Below are 6,629 nucleotides of genomic sequence, written 5' to 3'. Positions count from 1 at the left end.
CCTGCGCAACGTCACCACCACCAGCCGCACGGTCCTCGAGAAGCGACAGGAGCTCGACGTCTTCTTCGCGGACCTGTCCGGGCTGGCCGACACCTCGACCCGGATCCTGGCCGACAACGAGACCAACCTGATCCGGGTCGGCGAGGTCACCGAGCCGATCCTGCAGCTCCTGGCCACCTACTCCCCGGAGTACCCCTGCCTGCTCAAGGGGCTGGCCAACTACCGCCCCCGGCTCGCGTCGGTCTTCCGCGGCAACATGATCCGCCAGTTCTTCGTCTTCAACACCCCTCAGTACCGCGAGTACGACCAGCGGGACCGCCCGGTCTACGGCGAGGTCGGGCGTGGACCCTGGTGCCTGGGCCTGCCCAACCCTCCGGAGCCGGTCCCGCCGCAGCCCCTGCGCGACGGCACCTCGCTGGACGACAACCCGCCGACCAGTACCGCGCCGGTGGCACCGACGTCGGCGTCCACCGGGACAGGCTTCGCCGGCACCCCGGGCGACCAGGCGATCATCAACGCCCTGCTGGCCGACCGGTCCGGCCACCCCGTCGACACCTACGGTTCCCTCGGTCCACTGATGTACGGCCCCGTCGTGCGCACGGGTGGTGATCGGGCGTGAGCCGCAACAGCGCGACCATCAGCGCCGCCATCAAGCTCGGGATCTTCACCCTCGCCTCGATCCTCGTGACCGGCCTGCTGGTGGTGATCATGGGCAACATCGGGTTCGGCGGCGGCGAGGAGTACAAGGCGGTCTTCAGCAACGCCTCGATGCTGCAGGAGGGCGACGACGTGCGGATCGCCGGCGTGAGCGTCGGCGAGGTCAGCTCGGTCGACCACTACGAGCGTGCCCACGCGGTGATCACCTTCCGGGTCAAGGACGAGATCGACCTGACCACCGAGTCGCGGGCCGAGATCCGCTTCCTCAACCTGGTCGGAGACCGCTACATGGCGCTGGAGCGCGGTTCGGACTCCGACGCCCAGCCTCTCGAGCCCGAAGGCACCATCCCGATCGAGAACACCAGCCCGGCGCTCGACCTCACCGTCCTGTTCAACGGATTCCAGCCACTGTTCCAGGCGCTGCGCCCCGACCAGGTCAACGAGCTGAGTCTCAACCTGGTGCAGGTGCTGCAGGGCGAGGGCGGCACCGTCGCCTCGCTCATGGAGAAGACCGCCTCGCTGACCAACAGCCTGGCTGACCGCGACCGGCTCATCGGCGAGGTGATCGACAACCTCACCCAGACCCTCGACACGGTCGACCAGCGCCGCGAGCAGCTCGGTCAGCTGATCACGGAGCTCAAGGGCTGGATGACCGACCTCGCCCGTGACCGGTCGACCATCGGCGCCTCCCTCGACAACGTCTCCGAGCTGACCGTCGTGGTGGCCGACCTGGTACGGCGCAGCCGGCCCGTGGTCAAGGACGACATCGTGCAGCTGCGCAGGCTGGCCGCGCTGCTCAACCAGCCCGAGAACCGCGCGGTCGTGGAGCAGACCCTCGACCGGTTGCCGGAGTCGATGACCGACCAGACGAGGACCGGCACCTACGGCTCCTGGTACAGCTACTACCTCTGCGAGTTCTCCGGAAAGATCGAGCTGCCGAAGCTCGAGAACATTCCGGGCGTGAAGGCACTCACCCGCGAGCTGAGCAGCATCCGCTTCCACTCCACGGCCGACAGGTGCCAGTCATGAGGCGCTACACCGAGGGCCAGATCCTCCGCCTGGGAGCCATCACCGTGGTCGTGATGCTCCTGGTGATGGCGGCCTCCTTCAACCTGTCCAAGTTCCCCGGGTTCAGCGGCGACATCTACCGCGCCGAGTTCTCCGACGCCAGCGGGCTCCGCAGCGGCAACATCGTCCAGGTCGGCGGCATCAGGGTCGGCCGGGTCGACGAGGTCGAGCTCGAGGGCGCCAAGGTCGTGGTGACCTTCGAGGTGGACAAGGACGTCGAGTTCGGCACCGAGAGCGAGGCGTCGATCGAGGTGCTCAACCTGCTCGGCGAGAAGTATCTCGACCTGACACCGGTCGGCTCGGGCCAGCTCGACGAGGACGACGTGATCCCGGTCAGCCGCACCAGGTCGGCCTACGACATCGTCGGTGTGTTCGGTGACCTCACCACCACGACCGAGCGGATCGACACCGGCCAGCTCAAGCAGGCGCTGGACGTGGTGTCGAAGACCATGAACACCTCCTCTCCGCAGGTGCACGCGACCTTTGAGGGCATCTCGCGGCTGTCGGAGACCGTCGCGTCGCGCGACGCCCAGATCGGGTCGCTGCTCAAGAGCTCGCGCAACGTCAGTGCGCTGCTGGCGGGCCGCAGCCAGGACATCGTGCGGCTGATGGACCGCAGCGACCTGGTCTTCCGGGAGCTCGAGCGCCGGAAGGCCGCCATCCACCGGCTCCTGGTCAACGCCCGGATCCTGGCCGACGAGCTGCGCGGCCTGGCCCGCGACAACCAGGCCGAGATCGGCCCCGCCCTGCAGGAGGTCGACGACCTTCTCGACCTCCTGATCCGCAAGGAGAAGCAGCTGAAGGCGACGCTCGACGCGGTCGGCCCCTACTCCGCGATCCTCGGCAACATCATCGGCACCGGGCCGTGGTTCGACGCCTACGTCTTCAATCTCGCCACCATCCCGACCGGTGAGTTCCAGCCAGGGGGGTTGGGATGATCACCCCAATCGAATGCTCGCTTCGCTCCGCCTCGAACGGGGACCCCGAATGAACCGGGTCTGGCAGCACGTCAACGGTCGGGCGCTCGCGGTCGCCGCCGCGGTCGTCCTGCTCGCGGCCACGTTCTTCGTGGTCCGCGGCGACGACGAGGTCCGCACGGTGACGGCCCACTTCCCGCGCGCGGTGAGCGTCTACGAGGGGTCCGAGGTCCGGATCCTGGGCGTCAAGGTGGGCCGGGTGACCGCCGTGGTCCCCGAGGGCAACTCCGTACGGGTCGAGATGGAGTACGACGCCGAGCAGAAGCTCCCCGCGGACGCCAAGGCGGCCGTGATCACCCCGACGCTGGTCGCGGACCGGTTCGTGCAGCTGACCCCGGCGTACACCGGGGGCCCGGTCATGGAGGACGGCGCCGACATCCCGCTCCCGGACAGCGGCGTGCCCGTCGAGCTCGACCGGATCTACTCCAGCCTGCGGGACCTGTCGGTGGCGCTGGGCCCCAACGGCGTCAACCGCGACGGGACGCTGGACCACCTGCTCCGCGCGGGGGCGCGCAACCTCGAGGGCGAGGGGCGCCTCGGCAACCAGATGATCCGCAACCTCTCCGCCGCGACGGCGACCTTCGGGCGGGGGAGCGGTGACCTCTTCGGCACGGTGACCGAGCTCGCGAAGTTCACCCGGGTGCTCGGCGAGAACGACCGCCTGGTGCGCGCGTTCATCCGGGACCTCGCGGGGGTCTCGTCCGCGCTGGCCGACGAGCGGGTGGAGCTCCAGCGGGCCCTCGACGCCGTGGCCCGGTCCGTCGGCACCGTCGAGGGGTTCGTCCGCGACAACCGGACCGCGCTGGTCACCGACCTCGAGAAGCTCACGCGGGTCATGAAGACCATCAACTCCGAGCGGGACAGTCTCGACACGGTCCTGCGGGTGGGGCCGCTCGCGCTGGGCAACCTCGCGGTCGCCTTCAACAACCAGACCGGGTCGATCGGCTCGCGGATCGGCCTGCAGGGCACCTTCGGGAACCCGGACGGCCTGCTGTGCGCGATCGTGATGCAGTCCGACATGCCTCGCCCGAGCAAGAACCTGGCGTGCCGGATCTTCACGCGCCTGCTGGAGCCGGTCGCCGGGCAGACGCAGCCGTCGGGTCCTCCCGACCTGCCCCTGAGGCTCGCCGACATCGACCCCGACTCGCGCACGGTCCCGCGCCAGTACGCCGGTGACGGGGCCGCGAGCCTCGACACCCTGATCGGCGGTGGAGCATGAGCCGACCCCGATCGATCAGCCGGCCGATCAGCCGCCTGCGCCGCACGCTGCCCGCCCTCCTGGCGGCCGGGGCGCTGGTGCTGTCCGGGTGCGAGTTCGAGGGCGCCTACGACCTGCCCCTCCCGGGTTCGCCTGTGGACGATGACGACGCCTACGAGGTGACCGCCGAGTTCGCCGACGTCCTCAACGTCGTACCGCGCTCCACGGTGATGGTCGACGACGTCACCGTCGGCGAGGTGACCGAGGTCGACCGGATCGGCTGGCACGCCAAGGTCACCATGCTGGTGCGCGAGGACGTCGTGCTCCCCGACAACGCGGTCGCCGACATCCGGCAGGTCAGCCTGCTCGGCGAGAAGTACGTCGCCCTGGAGGAGCCGGTCGGCGAGGAGCCGGTCGGCCGACTCGGCGAGGGCGACTCCATCGCCCTGTCGGAGACCGGTCGCAACCCGGAGGTCGAGGAGGTCCTCGGCGCCCTGTCCTTCATCCTCAACGGTGGCGGTGTCGGCCAGCTCGGCACCATCACCCAGGAGCTGAACAACGTGATGTCGGGCCGTACCGGCCGGGTCCGGCACCTGCTCGGCTCGCTGGAGAACGTGATCGGGACGCTGGACCAGCAGAAGGCCCAGATCATCGGGGCGATGGAGTCGATGAACGACCTCACCGCGACCCTCAACGCCGAGCGCAGGACCATCGGCGACGCGCTCGACGTGATGGGGCCGGCGGTCTCGGTGCTCGCCGACCAGCACCAGGAGCTGATCAGGATGCTCAGTGCGCTGCGTCGCCTCGGGGAGGTCGGTTCGCGGGTCATCGGGGCGAGCAAGGACAACCTGATCGCCTCGCTGGCCCACCTGCGTCCCGTCCTCACCAGGCTGAGCAACGCGGGCAAGAGCCTGGCCCCCGGCCTCGACATGATGATCAGCTTCCCGTTCCCCCAGGAAGCCGCGAACGTCGTGAAGGGCGACTACGCCAACGCCTCGATCCGTGCCGGCATCAACCTCGAGACCTTCCTGCCCGAGGGCGGTGGCGGCGACGGGGGGCCGACCGGGCCCCTGCCGGACCCGGGTGAGGTGATCGGCGACGTCGCGCGGTGCCTGCAGAGCCAGAACCCCAGCAGTGCCGCCTGCCAGGAGGTGCTGCGGGACCCGGGCCAGCTGAGGAGGCTCCGGCGGCAGTGCCAGAAGCCGGAGAACAGGCGCAACCCGGTGTGCCGGGCGATCGCGCCCGTCCCCGACGGCCCCGGCCCGGACAGTCCGGGCCCCTCGGTCCCGCCGCTCCCGATCCCCGGCCTCAGTAGCAGCCTGAGCAGCAGCCTCGGTAGCAGCCTGGGCACCGACCTGAGCGCGCTGACCGACGCTCTGGGCAGCGGCCGGGCGTCACCGACGTACGCCGGGCTGTTCGGCTTCGAACCCTTCGGCTCCGGGGGGTCGGCATGAGGCACAGCGTCAAGGTGCGGATCGCCGCGTTCCTGACCCTCAGCGCCGTCGGGATCGTCTACATCGCCGGCAGCTATCTGGGCTTCGTGGACCGGATCCTCGGTCGCGGGATCACCGTGCACGCCACGCTCCCGGCCTCGGGCGGTCTCTTCGAGGGCAGCGAGGTGACCTACCGGGGCGTCAAGATCGGCGAGGTGTCGGCGATGTCGCCGACCAGGGAGGGCGTCCGGCTCGACCTGGCGCTGGAGGACGGCACCGAGCTGCCCCAGGACTCACCGATGTACGTGCACAACCTCTCGGCAGTCGGTGAGCAGTACCTCGACTTCGAGCCGCCGGACGACGATGGCCCCTACGTCGAGCAGGGCGACACCCTCGAGGGCAGCGAGGCGTCGATGCCGGTCGACGAGGCCGACCTGCTGGTCGAGCTCGACCAGTTCGTCTCCTCCGTCGACCGCCGCAACCTTCAGGTGGTCGTCCGGGAGCTGGGACTGATGTTCACCGACACCGGCCTCGCGCTCCAGCAGATGCTGGACCAGGGGAGCCGGTTCATCGACGAGGCGGCCGCGCACGAGAAGGAGACGATCGCGCTCCTCGACCACGGCCTGACCGTGCTGCGGACCCAGCGGGACGAGGGTGAGAACATCCGCTCGTTCGCCCGGGACCTGCGGCTGCTCACCGGGTCCCTGCGCCGCAGCGACGCGGACCTGCGCGGGGTGCTGCAGGGCACCCCCGGCACGGCTCGGGAGCTGGAGAAGATGCTCGTCGACCTCGAGCCGACCCTGCCGGTGCTGCTCGGCAACGCGGTCAGCATCAACCAGGTGGTCGTCTCGCACCTCGCCGGTCTCGAGCAGCTGCTCGTCACCTTCCCCCGCACCATCTCCAGCGGCTTCACCGGCACGCCGGCTCGTGGCGGTGGCCGGGTGAACATGCAGTACTCCAACAAGGTGCAGCCGTGCACCCAGGGCTACATGCCGCCCAACCAGTGGCGGCGGGCAGACCAGACCAGCGATGCCCCGATCTTCCCGGCGCACTGCGACAGCGGGCCGCCGTACAACATGCGGGGCAGCAAGTACTCCCCGGACAGCCAGGGGAGCTCGTCACCCGGTCGCGCGTACCGTGGGTCCTACGATCCCTCCACCGGCCTGGTGGAGGGTGCCGTGGATGCGCAGGGCAACCCCGTTCGGTTCCTCGATCCGGGCAACCTGTCGATCCTGGGAGACGATTCGTGGAAGTGGCTTCTGGTGGGCCCGGTGGCGACCCGATGAAGGTGGTCCG

The 6,629-nt window shown here is 69.7% G+C and carries 6 protein-coding genes; all 6 read left to right on the top strand.

The annotated features are described in order from the left end of the window. Window positions 1-619, top strand: a 619-nt coding sequence (locus VFN12_RS07905) for an MCE family protein (protein ID WP_325118092.1), incomplete at its 5' end; no start/stop codon positions are given. After that, window positions 616-1,686: an MCE family protein gene (locus tag VFN12_RS07900; protein ID WP_325118091.1), complete on the top strand. Its 1,071-nt coding sequence runs from the start codon at window positions 616-618 to the stop codon at window positions 1,684-1,686. The genes VFN12_RS07905 and VFN12_RS07900, both read left to right, overlap by 4 nt. Continuing rightward, window positions 1,683-2,663: an MlaD family protein gene (locus VFN12_RS07895; RefSeq protein ID WP_325118090.1), complete on the top strand. Its 981-nt coding sequence runs from the start codon at window positions 1,683-1,685 to the stop codon at window positions 2,661-2,663. The genes VFN12_RS07900 and VFN12_RS07895 overlap by 4 nt, the downstream gene beginning before the upstream one ends. Window positions 2,664-2,712: 49 nt before the next feature. Beyond that, complete coding sequence (locus VFN12_RS07890; RefSeq protein WP_325118089.1) at window positions 2,713-3,921, top strand: MCE family protein; 1,209 nt, start codon at window positions 2,713-2,715, stop codon at window positions 3,919-3,921. Further along, window positions 3,918-5,354: an MCE family protein gene (locus VFN12_RS07885; RefSeq protein WP_325118088.1), complete on the top strand. Its 1,437-nt coding sequence runs from the start codon at window positions 3,918-3,920 to the stop codon at window positions 5,352-5,354. Before VFN12_RS07890 ends, VFN12_RS07885 begins: the two co-directional genes overlap by 4 nt. After that, a complete protein-coding gene (locus tag VFN12_RS07880; protein ID WP_325118087.1) occupies window positions 5,351-6,619 on the top strand; it encodes an MlaD family protein in 1,269 nt (422 codons plus the stop codon). The genes VFN12_RS07885 and VFN12_RS07880 overlap by 4 nt, the downstream gene beginning before the upstream one ends. Window positions 6,620-6,629: the final 10 nt, after the last annotated feature.

The sequence above is a fragment of the Nocardioides sp. genome (assembly GCF_035703625.1).
Lineage (GTDB): Bacteria > Actinomycetota > Actinomycetes > Propionibacteriales > Nocardioidaceae > Nocardioides.
Note: the sequence above shows the minus strand (reverse complement) of the source record. Positions and strands in the feature narration are given on the sequence as shown.